Annotated in this window: 18 protein-coding genes; 17 read left to right on the forward strand and 1 reads right to left on the reverse strand. The window is 64.1% G+C overall.

The features are described from left to right. The first annotated feature begins 9 nt into the window (after window positions 1-9). The 15 genes from ACT89O_RS05255 (at window position 10) to hisD (ending at window position 16,993) form a co-directional block, all read left to right on the forward strand. Entirely contained in the window at window positions 10-708 is a 699-nt protein-coding gene (locus ACT89O_RS05255) for a transposase (protein ID WP_487262033.1), read from the forward strand. A 179-nt stretch (window positions 709-887) separates the two neighbouring features. Then, window positions 888-5,621 carry a glutamate synthase-related protein gene (locus ACT89O_RS05260; RefSeq protein WP_487262034.1) on the forward strand — a complete coding sequence of 1,578 codons (4,734 nt, stop codon included), beginning with the start codon at window positions 888-890 and terminating at the stop codon, window positions 5,619-5,621. A gap of 48 nt (window positions 5,622-5,669) precedes the next feature. Then, complete coding sequence (locus ACT89O_RS05265; protein ID WP_176888461.1) at window positions 5,670-7,148, forward strand: glutamate synthase subunit beta; 1,479 nt, start codon at window positions 5,670-5,672, stop codon at window positions 7,146-7,148. Between the two features lie 401 nt (window positions 7,149-7,549). Then, the gene (locus ACT89O_RS05270; RefSeq protein ID WP_121422427.1) at window positions 7,550-8,368 is read left to right on the forward strand and encodes an ABC transporter ATP-binding protein; all 819 of its coding nucleotides are present in this window, start codon (window positions 7,550-7,552) and stop codon (window positions 8,366-8,368) included. After that, window positions 8,365-9,147, forward strand: a complete 783-nt coding sequence (gene mlaE, locus ACT89O_RS05275; RefSeq protein ID WP_055399256.1) for a lipid asymmetry maintenance ABC transporter permease subunit MlaE — start codon at window positions 8,365-8,367, stop codon at window positions 9,145-9,147. Before ACT89O_RS05270 ends, mlaE begins: the two co-directional genes overlap by 4 nt. A gap of 35 nt (window positions 9,148-9,182) precedes the next feature. Next, window positions 9,183-9,671, forward strand: a complete 489-nt coding sequence (mlaD, locus tag ACT89O_RS05280) for an outer membrane lipid asymmetry maintenance protein MlaD (protein WP_121507448.1) — start codon at window positions 9,183-9,185, stop codon at window positions 9,669-9,671. After that, window positions 9,668-10,462, forward strand: coding sequence for an MlaA family lipoprotein (locus ACT89O_RS05285; RefSeq protein ID WP_055399252.1), 795 nt, complete (start codon window positions 9,668-9,670; stop codon window positions 10,460-10,462). The genes mlaD and ACT89O_RS05285 overlap by 4 nt, the downstream gene beginning before the upstream one ends. 175 nt (window positions 10,463-10,637) lie before the next feature. Beyond that, window positions 10,638-11,282, forward strand: coding sequence for an MlaC/ttg2D family ABC transporter substrate-binding protein (locus ACT89O_RS05290; RefSeq protein WP_055399250.1), 645 nt, complete (start codon window positions 10,638-10,640; stop codon window positions 11,280-11,282). A gap of 9 nt (window positions 11,283-11,291) precedes the next feature. Next, window positions 11,292-11,564: an STAS domain-containing protein gene (locus ACT89O_RS05295; RefSeq protein ID WP_055399248.1), complete on the forward strand. Its 273-nt coding sequence runs from the start codon at window positions 11,292-11,294 to the stop codon at window positions 11,562-11,564. A 58-nt stretch (window positions 11,565-11,622) separates the two neighbouring features. Then, window positions 11,623-12,561 carry an ABC transporter ATP-binding protein gene (locus ACT89O_RS05300; RefSeq protein WP_055399246.1) on the forward strand — a complete coding sequence of 313 codons (939 nt, stop codon included), beginning with the start codon at window positions 11,623-11,625 and terminating at the stop codon, window positions 12,559-12,561. Next, window positions 12,558-13,313 carry an ABC transporter permease gene (locus ACT89O_RS05305; protein WP_121507446.1) on the forward strand — a complete coding sequence of 252 codons (756 nt, stop codon included), beginning with the start codon at window positions 12,558-12,560 and terminating at the stop codon, window positions 13,311-13,313. Before ACT89O_RS05300 ends, ACT89O_RS05305 begins: the two co-directional genes overlap by 4 nt. 13 nt (window positions 13,314-13,326) lie before the next feature. Then, window positions 13,327-13,569: a BolA family protein gene (locus ACT89O_RS05310; RefSeq protein WP_010462096.1), complete on the forward strand. Its 243-nt coding sequence runs from the start codon at window positions 13,327-13,329 to the stop codon at window positions 13,567-13,569. A 97-nt stretch (window positions 13,570-13,666) separates the two neighbouring features. Beyond that, on the forward strand, window positions 13,667-14,941 hold the full coding sequence (murA, locus tag ACT89O_RS05315; RefSeq protein WP_487262035.1) for a UDP-N-acetylglucosamine 1-carboxyvinyltransferase: 1,275 nt from the start codon (window positions 13,667-13,669) through the stop codon (window positions 14,939-14,941). Between the two features lie 2 nt (window positions 14,942-14,943). After that, window positions 14,944-15,591 (forward strand): ATP phosphoribosyltransferase, encoded by a 648-nt coding sequence (gene hisG, locus ACT89O_RS05320; protein ID WP_142150789.1) that lies wholly within the window; start codon window positions 14,944-14,946, stop codon window positions 15,589-15,591. A 19-nt stretch (window positions 15,592-15,610) separates the two neighbouring features. Beyond that, window positions 15,611-16,993 (forward strand): histidinol dehydrogenase, encoded by a 1,383-nt coding sequence (gene hisD, locus ACT89O_RS05325; protein ID WP_487262036.1) that lies wholly within the window; start codon window positions 15,611-15,613, stop codon window positions 16,991-16,993. Here the strand turns inward: hisD and ACT89O_RS05330 are convergent. Then, window positions 16,980-17,390: a DUF2917 domain-containing protein gene (locus tag ACT89O_RS05330; RefSeq protein ID WP_431151966.1), complete on the reverse strand. Its 411-nt coding sequence runs from the start codon at window positions 17,388-17,390 to the stop codon at window positions 16,980-16,982. The genes hisD and ACT89O_RS05330 overlap by 14 nt on opposite strands. 151 nt (window positions 17,391-17,541) lie before the next feature. Between ACT89O_RS05330 and ACT89O_RS05335 the strand changes: the two genes are divergently transcribed. Continuing rightward, window positions 17,542-18,996, forward strand: coding sequence for an aminotransferase-like domain-containing protein (locus ACT89O_RS05335; RefSeq protein ID WP_487262037.1), 1,455 nt, complete (start codon window positions 17,542-17,544; stop codon window positions 18,994-18,996). 60 nt (window positions 18,997-19,056) lie between these two features. After that, window positions 19,057-19,281 (forward strand): hypothetical protein, encoded by a 225-nt coding sequence (locus tag ACT89O_RS05340; RefSeq protein ID WP_015012682.1) that lies wholly within the window; start codon window positions 19,057-19,059, stop codon window positions 19,279-19,281. Window positions 19,282-19,287 lie beyond the last annotated feature (6 nt).

Genomic DNA, 19,287 nt, shown 5'->3' on the forward strand with positions numbered 1-19,287 from the left:
TCAACATCCATGGCCCGCCTGCCGCGCCTGACCCTGCCGGGTCATCTGCACCACGTCATCCAGCGCGGAAACAACCGCCAAAGCATCTTCGCGGACCGCGAAGACTTCGAGACCATGCTTTCGCTGCTGGCAGACAATGCGCAGAAATTTGGTGTTGCTGTGCATGCCTATGTGCTGATGGACAACCACTTTCATCTGCTGGCCACGCCCACTACTGCTGACGGCCTTCCGCAGATGATGCAGGCGGTAGGGCGGCGCTACGTGCAGTATTTCAACCGGCGCCACGCCCGTACGGGCACCCTGTGGGAGGGGCGCTATCGTTCCACGGTGCTACAGCCCGAGCGGTATCTCCTGCCTTGCATGATCTACCTCGATCTGAATCCGGTGCGGGCCGGGCAGGTGGTGCAGCCTGGCGACTACCCGTGGTCCAGCCATGCCCATTGGCTGGGACTGCGCCATGACCGTTTGCTCACACCGCACGCTTTGTACTGGGCGCTGGGCAACACGCCGTTTGCGCGCGAGGCGGCTTACGCCGCGCTGGTGCAGGCGGGCATTGGGTCGCAGGAGCAGGCTGTGCTGACGTCATCCGCACTCAGTGGTTGGGCGCTGGGCGACCCAGAATTTGTGCAAGAGTTGCAAAAGCACACACCGCGCCGGGTAACCAAGGGACAAGCCGGTAGGCCGGCGCTTCGTAAAACGTCTGAATAAATATGGCGTTAGCGCTTGATGTTATTGATTTAGTTGCTATGAAATTTGATATGTCCCTAATAAAAAATGAAATTCAATTTTCACTCGTGAATTAAGAATCTGACCCCAATTAATTTTCTTGCCAAAAGATGTTGCAATGCACTAATCTTCCACTCCCTGCGAAAATATAGGAGTGCGCCATGACCACGGCTGCCGAGATCCAGCATCTGCAACAACACGGTTTGTATTCATCGGGTAACGAACACGACGCCTGCGGCCTCGGGTTTGTGGCCCACATCAAGGGCATCAAGCGCCACGACATCGTGACGCAGGCGCTGAAGATTCTGGAAAACATCGACCACCGTGGCGCGGTGGGTGCCGACCCGCTGATGGGCGACGGCGCCGGCATCCTGATCCAGATCCCTGACGCTCTGTACCGCGAAGAGATGGCCAAGCAAGGCGTGACCTTGCCAGCGGCTGGTGAATACGGTGTGGGCATGATCTTTCTGCCCAAGGAGCATGCTTCCCGCTTGGCTTGCGAGCAGGAGATGGAGCGCGCCATCAAGGCCGAAGGCCAGGTCCTGCTGGGCTGGCGCGATGTGCCGGTCAATGTGGACATGCCCATGTCCCCCACTGTGCGCAAGAAGGAGCCCATCCTGCGCCAGGTGTTCATCGGCCGTGGCAATGACGTGATCGTGCAGGACGCGCTGGAGCGCAAGCTGTACGTGATCCGCAAGACGGCCAGCGCCAACATCCAGGCCCTCAAGCTCAAGCACAGCAAGGAATACTACGTTCCCTCCATGTCCAGCCGCACGGTGGTCTACAAGGGCCTGCTGCTGGCCGACCAGGTGGGCGTGTACTACAAGGACCTGTCCGACGAGCGCTGCGTCTCGGCCATCGGTCTGGTGCACCAGCGTTTCTCCACCAACACCTTCCCCGAGTGGCCGCTGGCCCACCCCTACCGCTATGTGGCGCACAACGGTGAAATCAACACCGTCAAGGGCAACTACAACTGGATGAAGGCCCGCGAAGGCGTGATGGCCTCGCCCGTGCTCGCGGCCGACCTGCAAAAGCTCTACCCCATCAGCTTCGCCGACCAGTCCGACACCGCCACGTTCGACAACTGCCTCGAACTGCTGACCATGGCTGGCTACCCCATCAGCCAAGCCGTGATGATGATGATCCCCGAGCCCTGGGAGCAGCACACCACCATGGACGAGCGCCGCCGCGCCTTCTATGAATACCACGCTGCCATGCTGGAGCCGTGGGACGGCCCCGCCTCCATCGTGTTCACCGACGGACGCCAGATCGGCGCTACGCTGGACCGCAACGGCCTGCGCCCCTCGCGCTACTGCATCACCGATGACGATCTGGTCATCATGGGCTCCGAGTCGGGCGTGCTGCCTGTGCCCGAGAACAAGATCGTGCGCAAGTGGCGCCTGCAGCCCGGCAAGATGTTCCTGATCGACCTGGAACAAGGCCGCATGATCGACGACGACGAACTAAAAGCCAACATCGTCAACACCAAGCCCTACAAGCAGTGGATCGAAAACCTGCGGATCAAGCTCGACAGCATTGACGCGGGCGCGCAAGTGGCCGCACCGCAGCCTGCCGATCTGCCGCTGCTCGACCGCCAGCAGGCCTTCGGTTACACGCAGGAAGACATCAAGTTCCTGATGGCGCCCATGGCCAAGAATGGTGAAGAGGGCATTGGCTCGATGGGCAATGACAGTCCGCTGGCTGTGCTGTCGGGCAAGAACAAGCCGCTGTACAACTACTTCAAGCAGCTGTTCGCCCAGGTGACGAACCCGCCGATCGATCCGATCCGCGAAGCCATCGTGATGTCGCTCAACAGCTTCATCGGACCCAAGCCGAACCTGCTGGACATCAACCAGGTCAACCCGCCGATGCGGCTCGAAGTGAGCCAGCCCGTGCTCGACTTTGCCGGCATGGCCAAGCTGCGCGACATCGAAAAGTACACGCAGGGCAAGTTCAAGAGCGTGACCATCGACATCACCTACCCACTGAACTGGGGCCGTGAGGGGGTGGAAGCCAAGCTCGCCTCGTTGTGCGCGCAGGCTGTGGATGCCATCAAGGGCGGCGCCAACATCCTGATCGTGAGCGACCGCGCCGTGAGCGCTACCCAGGTGGCAATCCCTGCGCTGCTGGCGCTGTCCGCCATCCACCAGCACCTGGTGGGAGCGGGCCTGCGCACCACGGCCGGCCTCGTGGTCGAAACGGGCACCGCGCGCGAAGTGCACCACTTTGCCGTGCTGGCGGGCTACGGCGCCGAGGCCGTGCATCCCTACCTGGCCATGGAAACCCTGGCCGAGATGCACAAGGACCTGGGCGGCGACCTGTCGGCCGACAAGGCCATCTACAACTACGTCAAGGCGATCGGCAAGGGTCTGTCCAAGATCATGTCCAAGATGGGCGTGAGCACCTACATGAGCTACTGCGGCGCCCAGCTGTTCGAGGCCATCGGCCTGAACACCGACACCGTGGGCAAGTACTTCACCGGCACCGCCAGCCGCGTGGAAGGCATCGGCGTGTTCGAGATCGCCGAAGAGGCCATCCGCATGCACAAGGCCGCGTTTGGTGACGACCCCGTGCTCGAGACCATGCTGGACGCCGGTGGCGAATACGCCTGGCGCGCCCGGGGCGAAGACCACATGTGGACGCCCGATGCGATTGCCAAGCTGCAGCACAGCACGCGCGCCAACAACTGGAACACGTACAAAGAATACGCCCAGCTGATCAACGACCAGAGCAAGCGCCACATGACGCTGCGCGGTCTGTTCGAGTTCAAGATCGACCCCGCCAAGGCGATCCCGGTCGACGAAGTCGAGCCCGCCAAGGAAATCGTCAAGCGCTTCGCCACGGGCGCCATGTCGCTGGGTTCCATCTCCACCGAGGCCCACGCCACGCTCGCCGTGGCCATGAACCGCATCGGCGGCAAGAGCAACACCGGCGAAGGTGGTGAGGACGCCGCACGCTACCGCAACGAACTCAAGGGCATCCCGATCAAGAAGGGCGATACGCTCAAGAGCGTGATTGGTGCCGAGAACGTTGAGGTCGACCTGCCCCTGCAGGACGGCGACTCGCTGCGCAGCCGCATCAAGCAGGTGGCCTCGGGCCGCTTTGGTGTCACGGCCGAATACCTGTCGTCGGCCGACCAGATCCAGATCAAGATGGCCCAGGGTGCCAAGCCCGGCGAGGGTGGTCAGCTGCCGGGTGGCAAGGTTTCCAACTACATCGGCAAGCTGCGCCACAGCGTGCCCGGCGTGGGCCTGATCTCGCCCCCGCCGCACCACGACATCTACTCCATTGAGGATCTGGCCCAGCTGATCCACGATCTGAAGAACGTGGCACCACACGCTGGCATCAGCGTCAAGCTGGTCTCTGAAGTGGGCGTGGGCACCATCGCCGCAGGCGTGGCCAAGTGCAAGAGCGATCACGTGGTGATCGCGGGGCATGACGGCGGGACGGGCGCTTCGCCCTGGTCGTCCATCAAGCACGCGGGTGGTCCGTGGGAAATCGGCCTGGCCGAAACCCAGCAGACCCTGGTGCTCAACCGCCTGCGCGGCCGCATCCGTGTGCAGGCCGACGGCCAGATGAAGACCGGCCGCGACGTCGCCATCGGCGCACTGCTGGGCGCTGACGAGTTCGGCTTTGCCACGGCACCGCTGGTGGTGGAAGGTTGCATCATGATGCGCAAGTGCCACCTGAACACCTGCCCCGTGGGCGTGGCCACCCAAGACCCCGAACTGCGCAAGAAGTTCTCGGGCAAGCCCGAGCACGTGGTGAACTATTTCTTCTTCATCGCCGAAGAAGTGCGCCAGATCATGGCCCAACTGGGCATTCGCAAGTTCGACGACCTGATCGGCCGCACCGATCTGCTCGACATGCGCCAGGGACTGGAACACTGGAAGGCACGTGGCCTGGACTTCAGCCGCCTGTTCGCCCAGCCCAACGTGCCCGCCGATGTGCCGCGCTTCCACGTGGACGTGCAGGACCACAACATCGAGCACACGCTGGACCGCAAGCTCATCGAGCGCAGCAAGCCCGCCATTGAAAAGGGCGAGCGCGTGCAGTTCATCGAGGTGGCGCGCAACGTGAACCGCTCGGTCGGCGCCATGCTGTCCGGCGCTGTCACCCGCGTGCACCCCGAAGGCCTGCCCGACGATAGCATCCGTATCCAGCTCGAAGGCACGGGCGGCCAGTCGTTCGGTGCGTTCCTCACGCGCGGCATCACGCTGTACCTGATCGGCGACGCCAACGACTACACGGGCAAGGGTCTGTCGGGAGGCCGCGTGGTCGTGCGCCCCAGCATCGATTTCCGCGGTGACGCCGTGCGCAATACCATCGTTGGCAACACCGTGATGTACGGCGCCACCACGGGCGAAGCCTTCTTCAGCGGCGTTGCCGGTGAGCGTTTCGCCGTGCGTCTATCGGGCGCCACCGCAGTGGTAGAGGGCACGGGCGACCACGGTTGCGAATACATGACCGGGGGCACCGTGGTGGTGCTTGGCAAGACCGGCCGCAACTTTGCGGCGGGCATGAGCGGCGGCGTGGCATACGTGTACGACGAAGACGGTCAGTTCGACACCCGCTGCAACATGTCCATGGTGACGCTGGAGCGCATCCTGCCCGCCACCGAGCAGGAAGCCACGGTGCCACGCTCGATCTGGCACAACGGACAGACCGACGAAGCCCAGCTCAAGAAGCTGCTGGAAGACCACAACCGCTGGACGGGCAGCAAGCGCGCACGCGAACTGCTCGACAACTGGGCCGCATCGCGCAGCAAGTTCGTCAAGGTCTTCCCGACCGAGTACAAGCGTGCGTTGGCTGAAATTTATGAACGAAAAGTGCTGGAGGAGTCCGCTACACCAGCGGTAGCTGCTACCAAAAAAGAAGTGGCACCCGCCAAGTAAGGCGACGTCACCCACTTTCGCACAGCATTCATAGACAAGGACATCGTCATGGGAAAAACTACCGGCTTCATGGAATACGAGCGCATCGAAGAGGGCTATAAGCCTGTGCCCGAGCGCTTGAAGCACTACAAGGAATTTGTCATCGGGCTGGATGAAAGCCAGGCCAAGGTGCAAGGCGCGCGCTGCATGGACTGCGGCACTCCGTTCTGCAACAACGGCTGCCCGGTGAACAACATCATTCCGGACTTCAACGATCTGGTGTACCACGCGGACTGGAAGAGCGCGATCGAGGTGCTGCACAGCACCAACAACTTCCCCGAGTTCACCGGCCGCATCTGCCCCGCACCCTGCGAGGCCGCCTGCGTGCTCAATGTGAACGACGACGCCGTGGGCATCAAGTCCATCGAGCACGCGATCATTGACCGTGCGTGGGAGGAGGGCTGGGTACAGCCACGCGTTGCCAAGCACAAAACGGGCAAGAAGGTGGCCGTGGTGGGCTCTGGCCCTGCGGGCATGGCGGCAGCACAGCAACTCGCGCGCGCTGGCCACAGCGTCACGCTGTTTGAAAAGAACGACCGCGTGGGCGGGCTGCTGCGCTACGGCATTCCGGACTTCAAGATGGAGAAGTCGCACATTGACCGCCGCGTCAAGCAGATGGAAGCCGAAGGCGTGGTGTTTCGCACCGGCGTGTTCGTGGGCGCCGCCAAGGACGGACTGGGCAAAGATTCCAAGGTCACCAACTGGGCCAAGGAAACCGTCACGCCCGAGCAGTTGAACAAAGAGTTCGATGCCGTGCTGCTGACCGGTGGCGCCGAGCAATCGCGCGATCTGCCCGTGCCGGGCCGTGACCTCGACGGCATCCACTTCGCCATGGAGTTCTTGCCGCAGCAGAACAAGGTCAACGCGGGCGACAAGCTCAAGGGCCAGCTGCGCGCCGATGGCAAACACGTCATTGTGATTGGTGGCGGCGACACCGGTAGCGACTGCGTGGGTACCAGCAACCGCCATGGCGCCGTGAGCGTCACCCAGTTTGAGTTGATGCCCCAGCCGCCCGAAGAGGAAAACCGCCCGCTGACCTGGCCCTACTGGCCGATCAAGCTGCGCACCAGCTCCAGCCACGAAGAGGGCTGCGAGCGCGAGTTCGCCATCTCCACCAAGGAGTTCATCGGCGAAAAGGGCAAGGTCACCGGCCTCAAGACCGTGCGTGTGGAGTTCAAGGACGGCAAGATGGTCGAGGTGGCTGGGTCTGAGAAGATCCTGAAGGCCGATCTGGTGCTGCTGGCCATGGGCTTCGTGAGCCCGGTGGCTGCCGTGCTGGAAGCTTTTGGCGTGGACAAGGATGCCCGGGGCAATGCCCGCGCCACGACCGACTTCGATGGCGGTTATGCCACCAACGTGCCCAAGGTGTTCGCAGCTGGCGACATTCGGCGTGGTCAGTCGCTGGTCGTCTGGGCCATCCGCGAAGGCCGTCAGGCCGCGCGTGCAGTCGATGAGTTCCTCATGGGCTACTCAGATCTGCCGCGCTGATCGGCTGCGGAACATGCAATCGAAACGGCGCTGCGGCGCCGTTTTTCATGGCGGGTTGGTCAGGGCGTAAGGCGATCGGTGGATATGCCCCTGGAAGTTGGGAGGGGAGGGGCTGCGGACGCATTATTGGGCGAGGCCACCGACTGGACCCGGCGCGCGCCCGCCAGTCCAGGTGGATGGCCCCGCCTTCCACGTCTGCGCATCTTTATTGGCACAATCGAGGGTTCTGTCAATCCGGGGTTGCATGGCGTCTGAGCCACCATCCATCTCATGATGCAGATGCTTCAAGATGCAAACATACATGTATGTATGTTTGCATCTTGAGCTACCATCGCGGCTTCCTGCGGCCCGAGGAATCACTGTGTGGTAACTGATGACCCGGAATCCTGAATCTTTTTTGCATGCCTGACCCCTCCCTCCTTGCCGAACTGCGCAATGTCACGTTCTCCTACGGAGACCGCGACATCCTGCGCGACGTTTCGCTGACCGTGCCGCGTGGCAAGGTCACGGCGCTGATGGGTGCCTCCGGTGGGGGCAAGACCACGGTGCTGCGCCTGATAGGGGGGCAGCAGCGGGCTTCGGGCGGTGAAGTCCTGTTTGATGGGCAGGACGTGGGTCGCCTTGATGCGTCTGGCTTGTACGCCGTCCGCCGCCGGATGGGGATGCTGTTCCAGTTCGGGGCGTTGTTCACTGACCTGAGTGTTTTCGAGAATGTGGCCTTTCCGCTCAGGGAGCACACCGACCTTTCCGAAGCGCTGATCCGCGACGTGGTCCTCATGAAACTGCATGCCGTGGGCCTGCGCGGCGCACGTGATCTCATGCCCAGCGAGATTTCGGGGGGAATGGCCCGGCGGGTGGCTCTGGCCCGTGCCATTGCGCTGGACCCGGAGCTGGTCATGTATGACGAGCCTTTTGCGGGGCTGGACCCCATTTCCCTGGGTACGGCGGCGCAGCTGATCCGCCAGCTCAATGATGCCATGGGCCTCACGAGCATCGTGGTCTCGCACGACCTGGAGGAAACCTTCCGGCTGGCAGACCACGTGATCATCCTCGGGGCTGGCGTGGTGGCTGCTCAGGGCACGCCAGATGAGGTGCGTGCCAGCACGGACCCCCTGGTCCACCAGTTTGTCAATGCCTTGCCCACAGGGCCGGTACCCTTTCATTACCCTGGCCCTGACGAGGTGCAGGACTTCGGACCTGTGGGAGGGCGTGCACGGTGAGCTGGTACAACCCCTCCGATGTCGGTTTTGCCGTGCGCCAAAAGCTGGCCGACATTGGCATGGGCGCGCGTCTTTTTGTACGGCTGGTGCGGATGGTGGGTGCCACCTTCATGCGGCCTTCGCTGGTGCGCGACCAGGTGCATTTTCTGGGCAACTACTCGCTGGCCATCATCGCAGTGTCCGGCCTGTTTGTAGGGCTGGTGCTGGGGCTGCAGGGGTATTACACGCTGCAGCGCTACGGTTCAGCAGAAGCGCTGGGTCTTCTGGTCACGCTGTCGCTGGTGCGGGAGCTGGGGCCCGTGGTCACCGCCTTGCTGTTTGCGGGGCGGGCGGGCACGTCGCTGACGGCCGAGATTGGTTTGATGCGTGCTGGCGAGCAGCTCAGCGCGATGGAAATGATGGCGGTGGACCCCGTCCAGCGCATTCTGGCGCCCCGCTTCTGGGCCGGCGTGATCACCATGCCCCTGCTGGCGGCGGTGTTCAGTGCGGTGGGGGTGATTGGTGGCTGGAGCGTGGGCGTGCTCATGATCGGCATCGACCCCGGCGCTTTCTGGAGCCAGACGCAGGGCGGCGTTGACGTGTGGAAAGACGTGGGCAACGGGGTGCTCAAAAGCGTGGTGTTCGGCGTTGCCGTCACCTTTGTGGCACTGCTGCAGGGCTTTACTGCCAAGCCCACGCCCGAGGGCGTGTCGCGTGCCACCACGCGCACCGTGGTGATGGCGTGCCTGGCCGTGCTGGGGCTCGACTTCGTCCTCACGGCCCTGATGTTCAGTATCTGAGGCTGGCGATGCTGGCAGTGAAGAGGAAATAAACAATGCAACGCTCCAAAAACGATCTCTGGGTTGGGCTGTTCGTGATGCTGGGGGCCGTGGCGCTGGTGTTTCTGGCGCTCCAGTCCGCCAATTTGCTGAGCCTGAATTTCCAGTCCGGCTACCGCATCACGGCGCGTTTTGACAACATCGGCGGGCTCAAGCCCCAGGCTGCGGTGCGCGGTGCGGGCGTGGTGGTCGGGCGTGTGGAGTCCATCACGTTCGACGACAAGACCTACCAGGCGCGGGTGACGCTGGCGATGGAAAACCGCTACGCTTTCCCGAAGGACAGCTCCCTCAAGATTCTTACAAGCGGCCTGTTGGGTGAGCAGTACATCGGTATTGAGGCCGGGGCGGACGAGAAGAACCTTGTTGCGGGCGACATGGTCACCGCGACCCAGTCTGCCGTGGTGCTCGAAAACCTCATTGGACAGTTTCTCTACAGCAAAGCCGAAGACGGCGGTAAGCCCGCAGGGGCAGGTGACAAGAAATGAAGAACTTTGAAACAACCACCCTGCCCACCGGCTCCAAGCAGCAGGGCTTGCCACGTGCGCTGGGCGGTTCGGCGCTGCTGTTGGCCGGTGCGCTGCTTTCGGGCTGTGCCACCGTGGCCAATCCTGACCCGCGTGATCCGCTGGAATCCTATAACCGGAGCATGACCAACTTCAACGAGCAAGTTGATGCCATGGTGCTCAAGCCGGTAGCGATTGCCTACCAGGACATCGCGCCCGCCCCCGTGCGCACGGGGGTGAGCAACTTTTTCGCCAACATCGGCGATGTCTGGTCGTTTGTGAACAACGTGCTGCAGCTGCGCGCGGAGGCCGCCGCCTCGACGTTCATGCGCGTCAATGTCAACACCTTCATGGGTCTCGGCGGGGTGCTGGATATCGCCAGCGAGCTGGGCATAGACCGCTACAAGCAGGACTTTGGCCTGACGCTGGGCCGATGGGGCGTGGGAACCGGCCCATACCTGGTGCTGCCGGTTCTCGGCCCGTCCACGGTGCGCGACACCTTTGCGCTGCCGGTGGACATGAAAGGCAACGTGGTGAGCTATGTGGACCCGGTCTCGGCCCGGAACACGCTGTATGCACTGCGGGTGGTGGACACGCGCGCCAATCTTTTGCGGGCAAGCTCCGTCCTCGACAGTGCCGCGCTGGACAAGTACAGCTTCACGCGGGACGTTTTCCTGCAGGTGCGCAGCCAGGCTGGCGAGCCCCAGAACAGCAAGGGCTCGGATGGCAAAGACGGCAACGACGGCGTGCTGCCGCAAGAGCCTCCCCGTTGAGGTGATTTCCAGGGGGCTGCCCGCCGATGGAGGCCATAGCGCGGGCGATCGTGTTGCACTTGCTTGCACACCGCAACGCCCGCGACGCATGCGTTGTTTCTGCGGCCACCACAATGCAACACGGGCATGCCGGATGGCGGCTCATGACTGAATGAGAAAGTAGAGGATAGAGGACATGATGAACCGACGTTCCCTGGGCCACCTGGCACTGTGTGCTGCCGCCGTGGCATCTCTGGGCTTGCCGCTGGCCGCTCTGGCGGCAGACGAAGCGCCGGACGCGATGATCAAGCGCCTGTCCACCGACGTGCTCAACACTGTGAAGTCCGACAAGGCGATTCAGGGCGGCGACTTGACCAAGGTGATCGCGCTGGTGGACAAGACCGTGATGCCCAACGTCAACTTTCGCCGCATGACCGCCGCTGCCGTGGGGCCAGGCTGGCGCCAGGCCACGCCCGAGCAGCAAAAACGCCTGCAGGACGAGTTCAAGATCTTGCTGGTGCGCACCTACGCGGGTGCGCTGGCGCAGGTCAACGACCAAAGCATCCAGGTCAAGCCCCTGCGCGCTGCGCCCGAAGACAAGGACGTGCTGGTGCGCACCGAAATCGTGGGCCGTGGCGACCCCATTCAGCTGGACTACCGCCTCGAAAAAACCCCTGGCGACGGCGCAGGCTGGAAGATCTACAACCTGAATGTGCTGGGTGTCTGGCTGGTGGAAACCTACCGGGGCCAGTTTGCCCAGGAGATCAACGCCAAGGGCATTGATGGCCTGATCGAGACCCTGGCTGCGCGCAACAAAGCCAATTCCACCGCCAAGGGCTGAGCCTCCTCCATGCTGGTTCTCCCCCCCGAGCTGACCCACCGCCAGGCCACGGCCTGCCTGCAGATGCTTCTGCAGGGGCTGCGCGTGCACCGTGAAAGTGGTGTGGTGGTGGATGCGAGCGCGATGACGGTGTTTGACAGCTCGGCCCTGGCCGTGCTGCTGGAATGCCGGCGTGAGGCGCTGTCCGTGGGCAAGACCTTTGCGGTGCAGGGGTTGCCCACGGCACTGCGCGGCATGGCGGGCTTGTACGGCGTTGGCACCTTGCTCACGCCCGTGTCCTGAGGGTGCATACCCTCCGCCATAACGCAGTTCGGGGCAAGGCCGTAAAATCAGGGGCTTCATGCCCGCAGTCTCCTTCCAAGCCATCTCCAAGACCTTTGCCACGCCCAAAGGCCCTTTTCAGGCACTGAACCAGGTCAACCTGGACATTGAGGAGGGCGAGTTCTTCGGACTCCTCGGCCCCAACGGTGCCGGTAAAACCACCCTGATCAGCATCCTCGCGGGCCTGGCGCGCGCCAGCAGCGGCCGTGTGCTGGTGCAGGGCAGCGACGTGCAGGCCGACTTCGCCGAGGCGCGCCGCAAGCTCGGTGTGGTGCCGCAGGAACTGGTGTTCGACCCCTTCTTCAATGTGCGCGAATCGCTGCGCATCCAGTCCGGCTATTTCGGCGTGAAGAACAACGACGCCTGGATCGACGAGCTGCTGGAGAACCTGGGCCTTACCGACAAGGCCAACGCCAACATGCGGCAACTGTCGGGCGGCATGAAGCGCCGCGTGCTCGTGGCGCAGGCGCTGGTGCACAAGCCGCCCATCATCGTGCTCGATGAACCAACGGCTGGCGTGGACGTGGAGCTGCGCCAGACCCTTTGGCACTTTGTCGCGCGCCTGAACAAGGAAGGCCACACGGTGTTGCTGACCACGCATTACCTGGAAGAAGCCGAAGCCCTGTGTGGCCGCATTGCCATGCTCAAGTCCGGCCAGATCGTAGCGCTGAACCGCACCAGCGAACTGCTGCAGGCGGCTTCAGGCAGCATCCTGCAGTTCAAGACCGATGCGGCTTTGCCACCCGCCCTGGCGATGGCGGCGCGTGTCACCGGTCGTATCGTGCAACTGCCCGCGCACGACGCCGCAGAGATCGAAAGCCACCTGGCAGCGCTACGCGTAGCGGGCGTGGAGGTGCATGACATGGAGATCCGCAGGCCGGACCTGGAGGATGTGTTCTTGCAGGTGATGTCCGGTACGTCTGCGTCCAACATCCCACTCGAAGGTGTCGCGCTATGACCGGCTGGCAGACCCTGTTCTACAAGGAAGTCCTGCGGTTCTGGAAGGTCAGCTTCCAGACCGTTGCCGCGCCGGTGCTCACGGCCGTGTTGTACCTGCTGATCTTCGGTCACGTGCTCGAAGACCACGTCAAGGTCTACGACCGCATCAGCTACACCGCCTTTCTGGTGCCCGGCCTCGTGATGATGAGCGTGCTGCAAAACGCCTTTGCCAACAGCTCGTCGAGCCTGATCCAGAGCAAGATCATGGGCAGCCTGGTGTTTGTGCTGCTCACGCCGCTGTCGCACTGGGCCTGGTTTGTGGCCTATGTGGGCTCGTCCATGGTGCGCGGGCTGGTGGTGGGGCTGGGTGTGTTCATCGTCACGCTGGCTTTTGCGCGGCCAGAGTTTGCGGCGCCGCTGTGGATACTGGTGTTTGCGGTGCTGGGCGCGGGCCTGCTGGCCACGTTGGGGCTCATTGCCGGGCTGTGGGCCGACAAGTTTGATCAGCTCGCCGCGTTCCAAAACTTCGTGGTCGTGCCCATGACGTTCCTCTCGGGCGTGTTCTATTCCATCCAGTCGCTGCCGCCGTTCTGGCAGACCGTGAGCCACCTCAACCCGTTTTTCTACATGATTGACGGGTTCCGCTATGGCTTCTTTGGCCAGAGCGATACCTCGCCCTGGCTCAGCCTCAGCATCGTGGGCATCGCCTGGCTGGCCGTGAGCTTTCTCGCCGTGCACCTGCTGCGCACCGGCTACAAAATTCGCAACTGATTCCGAGCCCAACATGACCGCTGACCAACTCAAAGACATCATCGCCGCCGGCCTGGCCTGCGAACACATCACGCTGGAGGGCGATGGGCGCCACTGGTACGCCACCATCGTCTCGGCCGAGTTCGAGGGCAAGCGCGCCATCCAACGCCACCAGCGCGTGTACGCCACGCTGGGCGCGAAAATGCATACGGATGAAGTTCACGCGCTGTCGATGAAGACCTTCACCCCCGCCGAGTGGGCGGCGCAAGCGCAGTGACACTGCCTGTCTGGTTACTCATTTATTGATAGCATTTGGTGCTTGATAGATAAGCGCTAAGGGCCATTTTCATTCATATTTTGGTTGTTAGATAGAGATGGACAAACTCCTGATTCGCGGCGGACGCACCTTGCAAGGCGAGGTGCTGGTCTCTGGCGCCAAGAACGCCGCCTTGCCGGAGTTGTGTGCCGCGCTGCTCACCGCCGACCCGGTGACCCTGCTCAACGTGCCCCAGCTGCAGGATGTGAGCACCATGCTCAAGCTCATCCGCAATATGGGCGTGACCGCAGAGCGCGCCGACGACGGCACGGTGCGCATCGACGCCAGTGCGCTCAACACGCCCGAGGCGCCGTACGAGTTGGTCAAGACCATGCGTGCCTCGGTGCTGGCGCTGGGCCCGCTGCTGGCCCGCTTTGGCGAGGCCACGGTGTCGCTGCCCGGCGGCTGCGCCATCGGTTCGCGCCCGGTGGACCAGCACATCAAGGGCCTGGCCGCCATGGGCGCCGAGATCGTGGTCGAACACGGCTACATGATCGCCAAGTTGCCTGCGGGTTGGACGCGTTTGAAGGGCGCGCGCATCACCACCGACATGGTCACGGTGACGGGCACCGAAAACTTCCTCATGGCCGCTGCGCTGGCCGAAGGCGAGACGGTGCTGGAAAACGCCGCGCAAGAACCTGAGATTTCGGACCTGGCCGAGATGCTGATCGCCATGGGCGCGAAGATCGAAGGCCATGGCACCAGCCGCATCCGCATCCAGGGCGTGGACCAACTGCACGGCTGCACCCACCGCGTGGTGGCCGACCGCATCGAGGCTGGCACCTTCCTTTGCGCTGTGGCAGCCACGGGCGGTGATGTGGTGCTGCGCCATGGCCGCGCCGACCACCTCGACGCCGTGATCGAAAAGCTGCGCGAGGCCGGCGCTACCGTGCAAGCGGTGGACGGCGGCATTCGTGTGCAAAGCGCTGGCGGCGCCACGCTCAAGGCCCAGGGCTTTCGCACCACCGAATATCCGGGTTTCCCCACGGACATGCAGGCGCAGTTCATGGCGCTCAACTGCATCGCGCAGGGCACGGCCACGGTGACCGAGACGATTTTTGAAAACCGCTTCATGCACGTCAATGAGCTGGTGCGGCTGGGTGCCAAGATCCAGACCGATGGCAAGGTGGCGGTCATCGAAGGCGTGCCCCGCCTGTCCGGCGCCACCGTGATGGCCACTGACCTGCGTGCATCGGCCAGCCTCGTCATTGCCGGCCTGGTGGCTGATGGCGAAACCGTGGTGGACCGCATCTACCACCTGGACCGTGGCTACGACTGCATGGAAGCCAAACTGCGCGGCATTGGCGCCGACATTGAAAGAGTGAAAGCATGACGATGATCACCCTGGCGCTTTCCAAGGGCCGCATCTTTGACGAAACCCTGCCCCTGCTGGCCGCCGCCGGCATCGAGGTGCTGGAAGACCCCGAAAAGTCGCGGAAGCTCATCCTGCCCACCAACCAGCCCAACGTGCGCGTGGTGCTGGTGCGTGCCACCGACGTGCCCACCTATGTGGAATACGGCGGTGCCGACATCGGCGTGACCGGCAAGGACACCCTGATCGAACACGGTGGCCAAGGGCTGTACCAGCCGCTGGACCTGCAGATTGCCAAGTGCCGCGTGAGCGTTGCCGTGCGCAACGACTTCGACTACGAGCGCGCTGTCAAGCAGGGCTCGCGCCTGAAGGTCGCCACCAAGTACACCTCGATCGCGCGCGACTTCTTTGCCACCAAGGGCGTGCATGTCGACATGGTCAAGCTCTACGGCAGCATGGAGCTGGCGCCGCTCATCGGCCTGTCCGACGCCATTGTCGACCTGGTGTCCACCGGCAACACGCTCAAGGCCAACCACCTGGTAGAGGTCGAGCGCATCATGGACATCAGCTCGTATCTCGTGGTCAACCAGGCCGCGCTCAAGCTCAAGCAGGCACCGCTGCGCCGCATCATTGATGCGTTTGCTTCGGCCATCCCTGCCCCCAAGAACTGAACCCACCGTAGAACGCACTATGACTTTAGTAGCTGCTCCCGCCCGTCTGTCCACCGCTGCGACCACTTTTGAGGCTGATTTTGCAGCCCGCCTGCATTGGTCTGCCGACACCGACGCGGCCATCGAGCAGCGCGTGGCCGACATCCTGGCCGACGTGCAAAAGCGCGGCGACGCGGCGGTGCTGGAGTACACCGCCCGCTTCGACGGCCTCTCGGCGCCCGACATGGCCGCGCTGGAGCTGACCCAGGCCGACTTCAAGGCCGCGTTCGACGCCATCCCCCAAGCCCAGCGCGACGCGCTGCAGGCCGCCGCCAAGCGCGTGCGCAGCTACCACGAGGCGCAGAAAAAAGCCTCGGGCGAGAGCTGGAGCTACCGCGACGAGGACGGCACCTTGCTGGGCCAGAAGGTCACACCGCTGGACCGCGTGGGCATCTACGTGCCCGGCGGCAAGGCCGCCTACCCGTCGAGCCTACTGATGAACGCCATCCCGGCGCACGTGGCGGGCGTGCAGGAAATCATCATGGTTGTGCCCACGCCCGTGCGCGGCAGCGTGGCCACGGGCGGAACGGGCGAGGGCACCTCGACGAAGGGCGAGCGCAACGAGCTGGTGCTGGCCGCCGCCTACGTGGCCGGTGTGACCCGCGCCTTCACCATCGGCGGCGCCCAGGCCGTGGCCGCGCTGGCCTACGGCACGGCCACCGTGCCCAAGGTGGACAAGATCACCGGCCCCGGCAACGCCTACGTGGCCAGCGCCAAGAAGCGCGTGTTCGGCACCGTGGGCATCGACATGATCGCGGGCCCGAGCGAAATCCTGGTGCTGGCCGATGGCACCACACCGCCCGACTGGGTGGCCATGGACCTCTTCAGCCAGGCGGAACATGACGAGCTGGCCCAGAGCATTCTGCTGTGCCCCGACGCCGCCTACCTCGACGCCGTGCAGCGCGAGATCGACCGCCTGCTGCCCACCATGCCGCGCGCCGAGATCATCGCCAAGAGCCTTACCGGCCGGGGCGCCCTGATCCTCACCAAGGACATGGAAGAAGCCTGCGCGATCAGCAACCGCATCGCACCGGAACACCTGGAAGTGAGCTCTACCTCCCCACACCGCTGGGAGCCTTTGCTGCGCCACGCGGGCGCGATCTTCCTGGGGGCCTACACCTCCGAAAGCCTGGGCGACTACTGCGCAGGCCCCAACCACGTGCTGCCCACCAGCGGCACGGCACGCTTCTCGTCCCCGCTGGGCGTGTACGACTTCCAGAAGCGCAGCAGCATCATCGAAGTGAGCGAAGCCGGTGCCCAGGTGCTGGGCACCATCGCTGCCGAGCTGGCCTACGGCGAGGGCCTGCAGGCCCACGCGCAGGCGGCCGAGATGCGGCTCAAGGCTGGAGTCAAGCCGCGCTGATCGCCCCCCGGGGCAGGGCACCCTGTGTGGGTGCCGACGCCTTGGGCTGAGATGCGGCGGGTGCAGGCGGACAGGCGGCTCCTGCCACTGCCCGGTGCTGCGCCCAGTTCAGCCGCGCGGGCCGGTGGCCTTCGGCACTGACCCGCAGCCGCACCGGTCCGGCGAACGACAGACGCTGTCCGGCCTCCAGAAAGTAATCTTCCAGCAGACCATCACAGGTCACCCAGACGCGGCCTTGTTCGACTTCGAGCAGGGCAATGTCGCCTGCGCGGAAGTCCAGCACCTGGACAGCCTGCAAGGGCGGCAGGGGCTGGCGCTTCCATTGCAGCGTGAGAGGAACCGCAGGCTGGCTGGGCAGTGCGGGCGACGGTGGGGTGGGGGTGTGCAGCGTGTTCATGCCTTCACTGTGCGGCCAGCTGCCGTGGTCCACCAGCCACAGGCGCGTGCGATCTGGCCCAGTACAGAACAGCGAACCGGCCCATCTGTACTGTACGCACTGGGCCGTCTCTGTACTGTCTGTCGGCCAAAGTGCCAGTACAGAATGCAGCATGGCCACCGATGACGCACCCCCGCTGTACCTTCAAATCGCCGAACAGCTCGCGCAGCTGATCCGCAACGGCACCCTGGCGCGCGGCGAAAAGCTGCCCTCGGTGCGTGAGCTGGCGCGCCAGCACGGCGTGGCGCAGACCACGGTGGTGCAGGCCTACCACTGGCTCGAAGATGCGCGCCTGATCACCGCGCGCCCGCGCTCCGGCTTTTTTGTGGCGGCGCGGCCGGTGAGCCTGCCCGAGCCCAGCACACCGCGCCCGATGCGCCGCCCGCGCGAGGTGTCGGTGGACTGGCTGGGCCAGCGCATCCTGGGGCGCAACCAGCCGGTGGACATCATTTCGTACAGCAGCGGCACGCCTGGCCCCGAGCTGTTCAACCCCGACCGCGTGCGCCGCGCCGTGGTGCGCGCCGCACAGCGTCACCGCAACCTGCTGTGCACTTACCCCGGTTCGTCGGGCCATGAGGACGCGCGCCGCGCCCTGGCGCGCTATGCCGTCAGCCTGGGCTGCAGCCTGGACCCCGAGAACATCGTGATCACCGGCGGCTGCATGGACAGCATTGCGCTGTGCCTGCGCGCGGTGACGCAGCCGGGCGACGTGGTGGCGCTGGAGTCACCCACGCATTTTTCGTTTCTGGAGGTGCTGCAGGGCCTGCACCTCAAGGCGCTGGAGATTCCCACCCACCCGCGCAACGGACTGTCTCTTGATGCGCTGCAGCTCGCGCTGGACACCCAGCCCGTCAAGGCCGTGATGGTGGTGCCCACGCTCAGCAACCCGCTGGGCAGCTGCATGCCCCAGGCCGAGCGCAGGCGCCTGGTGCAGATGGCGGCGCGGCACGACATGGCGGTCATCGAGGACGCGATCTACAACGATCTGGTCGAGGTGGGCGAGATGCGCCGCACCGTCAAGTCGTACGACACCACAGGCCATGTGATGTTGTGCGACTCGTTCTCCAAGACGCTGGCGCCGGGCCTGCGCCTGGGCTGGCTGGAGGCCGGCCGCTGGGCCGACAAGCTGCGCGCCATCAAGGACCTGCAGGCGGGTGGCCAGTCCGCCGTGCTGGAGCTGGCCCTGGCCGACCTCATCACTCAGACGGGTCACGCCGCCGCCATGCGCCAGCTGCGTGCGGCCGTGGCGGCGCGCATGGATGAGGTGCGCCACGTGATTGCCGCGCACTTCCCGCAGGGTACGCGCGTGAGTGACCCGCCCGGCGGCCTGCTGCTGTGGCTGGAGCTGCCTCGCGCGCTCGATTCCGTGCAACTGCACGAGGCCTGCCTGGCCCGGCAGATCCTGATCGCACCCGGCACGGTGTTCAGCGCCAGCGGGCGGTTCCGCAACTGCCTGCGCATTGGCGTGGGCGGCGACTGGTCGCCTGCCCATCTGGAGGCGCTGCGCACCGTGGGTGACATGGCGTGCCAGATGCTGCAGGGCGGGGCACAGCGCAAGGCGGCTTGATTGTGGTGTTTTAATCAACACGAAATTCGTGGTACACGAAGTTCGTGTAATATTTAGTCCATGAAAAACATCACCGTGACCATGGACGACACCGTTGCCGAATGGGTCCGCGTGGAAGCCGCCAAGCGCGGCAGCAGCGTCTCGCGCCTGCTCGGTGAATGGCTGGCCGAAAAGATGCGCCAAGAAGACGCCTACGCACAGGCCATGCGCGAGGCACTTGGGTTTGAATCCTGGGGCGCGTCCAGCGGGCCCTATGTGCCGCGCGAAACCCTGTTTCTGCGCTAAACCGGG

Source organism: Acidovorax sp. NN32, assembly GCF_057597245.1.

What these genes read in the sequence shown, in the direction of transcription:
- ACT89O_RS05255 (WP_487262033.1), top strand. Translation starts at nt 10, where the DNA reads ATGGCCCGCCTGCCGCGCCTGACCCTGCCGGGTCATCTGCACCACGTC.
- ACT89O_RS05260 (WP_487262034.1), top strand. Translation starts at nt 888, where the DNA reads ATGACCACGGCTGCCGAGATCCAGCATCTGCAACAACACGGTTTGTAT.
- ACT89O_RS05265 (WP_176888461.1), top strand. Translation starts at nt 5,670, where the DNA reads ATGGGAAAAACTACCGGCTTCATGGAATACGAGCGCATCGAAGAGGGC.
- ACT89O_RS05270 (WP_121422427.1), top strand. Translation starts at nt 7,550, where the DNA reads ATGCCTGACCCCTCCCTCCTTGCCGAACTGCGCAATGTCACGTTCTCC.
- mlaD (WP_121507448.1), top strand. Translation starts at nt 9,183, where the DNA reads ATGCAACGCTCCAAAAACGATCTCTGGGTTGGGCTGTTCGTGATGCTG.
- ACT89O_RS05285 (WP_055399252.1), top strand. Translation starts at nt 9,668, where the DNA reads ATGAAGAACTTTGAAACAACCACCCTGCCCACCGGCTCCAAGCAGCAG.
- ACT89O_RS05290 (WP_055399250.1), top strand. Translation starts at nt 10,638, where the DNA reads ATGATGAACCGACGTTCCCTGGGCCACCTGGCACTGTGTGCTGCCGCC.
- ACT89O_RS05295 (WP_055399248.1), top strand. Translation starts at nt 11,292, where the DNA reads ATGCTGGTTCTCCCCCCCGAGCTGACCCACCGCCAGGCCACGGCCTGC.
- ACT89O_RS05300 (WP_055399246.1), top strand. Translation starts at nt 11,623, where the DNA reads ATGCCCGCAGTCTCCTTCCAAGCCATCTCCAAGACCTTTGCCACGCCC.
- ACT89O_RS05305 (WP_121507446.1), top strand. Translation starts at nt 12,558, where the DNA reads ATGACCGGCTGGCAGACCCTGTTCTACAAGGAAGTCCTGCGGTTCTGG.
- ACT89O_RS05310 (WP_010462096.1), top strand. Translation starts at nt 13,327, where the DNA reads ATGACCGCTGACCAACTCAAAGACATCATCGCCGCCGGCCTGGCCTGC.
- murA (WP_487262035.1), top strand. Translation starts at nt 13,667, where the DNA reads ATGGACAAACTCCTGATTCGCGGCGGACGCACCTTGCAAGGCGAGGTG.
- hisG (WP_142150789.1), top strand. Translation starts at nt 14,944, where the DNA reads ATGATCACCCTGGCGCTTTCCAAGGGCCGCATCTTTGACGAAACCCTG.
- hisD (WP_487262036.1), top strand. Translation starts at nt 15,611, where the DNA reads ATGACTTTAGTAGCTGCTCCCGCCCGTCTGTCCACCGCTGCGACCACT.
- ACT89O_RS05330 (WP_431151966.1), bottom strand. Translation starts at nt 17,390, where the DNA reads ATGAACACGCTGCACACCCCCACCCCACCGTCGCCCGCACTGCCCAGC.
- ACT89O_RS05335 (WP_487262037.1), top strand. Translation starts at nt 17,542, where the DNA reads ATGGCCACCGATGACGCACCCCCGCTGTACCTTCAAATCGCCGAACAG.
- ACT89O_RS05340 (WP_015012682.1), top strand. Translation starts at nt 19,057, where the DNA reads ATGAAAAACATCACCGTGACCATGGACGACACCGTTGCCGAATGGGTC.